This window comes from Emticicia sp. TH156, assembly GCF_002855535.1.
Lineage (GTDB): Bacteria > Bacteroidota > Bacteroidia > Cytophagales > Spirosomataceae > Emticicia > Emticicia fluvialis.
In genome coordinates, this window is sequence record NZ_PKRS01000034.1 from 1 (window position 1) to 2,125 (window position 2,125).

2 protein-coding genes and 1 pseudogene are annotated in these 2,125 nt (G+C 37.4%); all 3 read right to left on the minus strand.

What is annotated here, in order from left to right; genetic code table 11:
* Positions 1–93: 93 nt before the first annotated feature.
* The gene (locus tag C0V77_RS22840) at positions 94–531 is read right to left on the minus strand and encodes a restriction endonuclease subunit S (RefSeq protein ID WP_158238008.1); all 438 of its coding nucleotides are present in this window, start codon (positions 529–531) and stop codon (positions 94–96) included.
* A gap of 36 nt (positions 532–567) precedes the next feature.
* Positions 568–975, minus strand: a pseudogene (locus tag C0V77_RS23635) (restriction endonuclease subunit S); the annotation flags it as partial.
* Between the two features lie 92 nt (positions 976–1,067).
* On the minus strand, positions 1,068–2,125 hold a 1,058-nt coding region (locus tag C0V77_RS22850; protein WP_216824468.1), incomplete at its 5' end, for a DUF2130 domain-containing protein.

A 2,125-nucleotide genomic window follows, 5' to 3' on the forward strand; every position in this document is an offset into this window, starting at 1 on the left:
TTTTGAAGAATTGTACTACCAAAAAATAGGTTCAAAAAGTAAATATTTGTCTTTTAATAATTCGCAAAAAGTGTAAACTAAAAATGAACCACGTCAAGTATATAAAAACATAGAATTCGTTTTTTCATTTTGACTTATAGAATTAATTTGTTGATTAAAACTTACTCTTCTATTAGTTAATGCCACATTTCCAATCGACCTTAAACTGCCTGCGATGCAAGTAACTAAAATCGCTCCCTTATCAACCATACGCGCTAATTTTAAACCTTTTTCAGATAAATATTCCTTAGCGGGTTCTATATAAATACTTTCACTGTTAATATTATCTGTTTTTATCCATTCAATAAAATCTCCATAAAATTCTTCATTATTTCTTGAAGGAGTGTTTCCCGTTTGAATTTTACCAAATTCTCTCAACTTTTTCACCTCCCAACCTTTAGGATTTTTAACAGGGTCTCCAAAAAGCTCAATAAAAGTACTTTGCAAAAGTTCATCATACTGTGCCAGTAACTGACGATTTTGTTGGCGCAAAGCATCTGCTTTATCTAATACCTCTGCAATTTGCTTTTATATGGAAAGGTCGGGAAGAGGGATTTCAAGGTTCTTTATATCGTTTTGAGTTATAGCACTAAATGTTGAACCTACCCCACTCAAATTTAGTTTTGGTTCTATATGTTTGAAAAAATATAAAACGAATTTAAAATAAATCTTGTCTCCAGTTCTTATAGCACTAAGTCCTCTTCCTATGCAACATATTTGATTGCAAATATTTGTAGGCCCAACTGGTGCTCGAACAGAAAGCAAAATATCATTAGGCTCTGCTATCTTTTGAGGACGACTGCACCAAAGTCTTGGAATAGGAGATTCTAAACTAAAATCAGCCTTACCTTGAAAGAAAGGAATGCCTATCTTTTCTGTATTGTATGTACTTGAAGGTGGAGATTGCCCGGCAATTATTTGACAAACCTGCCCTAACTTAACTTTCTTCTAATTCATAAAATTTCAATCTTATCTATTTAGGTTTAAGCCATTAGCAAACAGCTTTACTAATGGCTTACATAGTTTTATTACTCCAATAAATTTGTATCGTCTTCAATTTCTTCAAAGTCTGTAAACTCGGCTACTGTCTGGCCTGAGATACCATTAATGCTTCCGGCAATATCGGTCAGGCTGCGCATGATGCGGTCAATTTCCTTTTCGCGCTTTTTAAAGTTCAGCAAAGCCGCTTTTTTCTCCTTAAAAAGCGACTGGTGCATGCCGCTAAAGGTATCGTGTATGTTTTTAAGCTGGGTTTTAAACTCAGTCCCAACCAGATACTCATACAATACCTTAGATTTATCGCCCTGGTTAGCCTGCACAATTCTTGTCTCTTCTACCTTCAGCAATAAAGCCCGTAATGCAAATGTAAGCGGTTTAAAGTGTTCAAACGAACAAATCCAGAGGTTTTCTTCACGCTGTTCAAAACTGCTTACCCCCTTAGGCAAAGCCCTGGTAGCTATTACCCCTAAATCAGCTTTTTTCAGGCGCATATCTTCTTTAAGCTTCTCCACCCATTGCTCGCTAAAGCCTTTGGTATTCTTGCTCTCAAACAAAATACTACCACAGCATTGTCCTGTGCGGCTAAATATCCTTTGCAGAATATCAGCACCCAGCTCTCCGGTTTTTATTTCTTCAAACTCATCAAATCTGTGCAAAAGGCGCAATATCTCCTCAATTACTACTTCCTGCGCCTCACCCTGTAGCTGCATAGAACCTTGCTCTGCCTTACGCTTCATTTCATTGATTTGCGTTTTCATCTGCTCTATTAATAGGTCTTTCTGTTTCAACTCAACTATACTTTCATTTTGCACCTTCTCCCGTAGATTGGCTAGTAAAGTAGCTTTTTCAGCAGATAGTCTTTTTTCTACTTCAGTCTCTATTCCTGCACGCGCCTCTTCCAAAAGGCGTTTCTGGCGGAGTAGTTCACCTTCCTGCGTTTTCAAAGCCGCTACCTGTCTGCTTTTCTCATTCAGTTCTGCTTGCAGGCTATTAAGCTGCTGCTCTTTTTCGGCATTAATAGCAGCTTTTAACTGTGGCAGAAGTTTAGTTTTTTCCTGCTCTAATAAGGTAGCCACCTGTCTTTGCA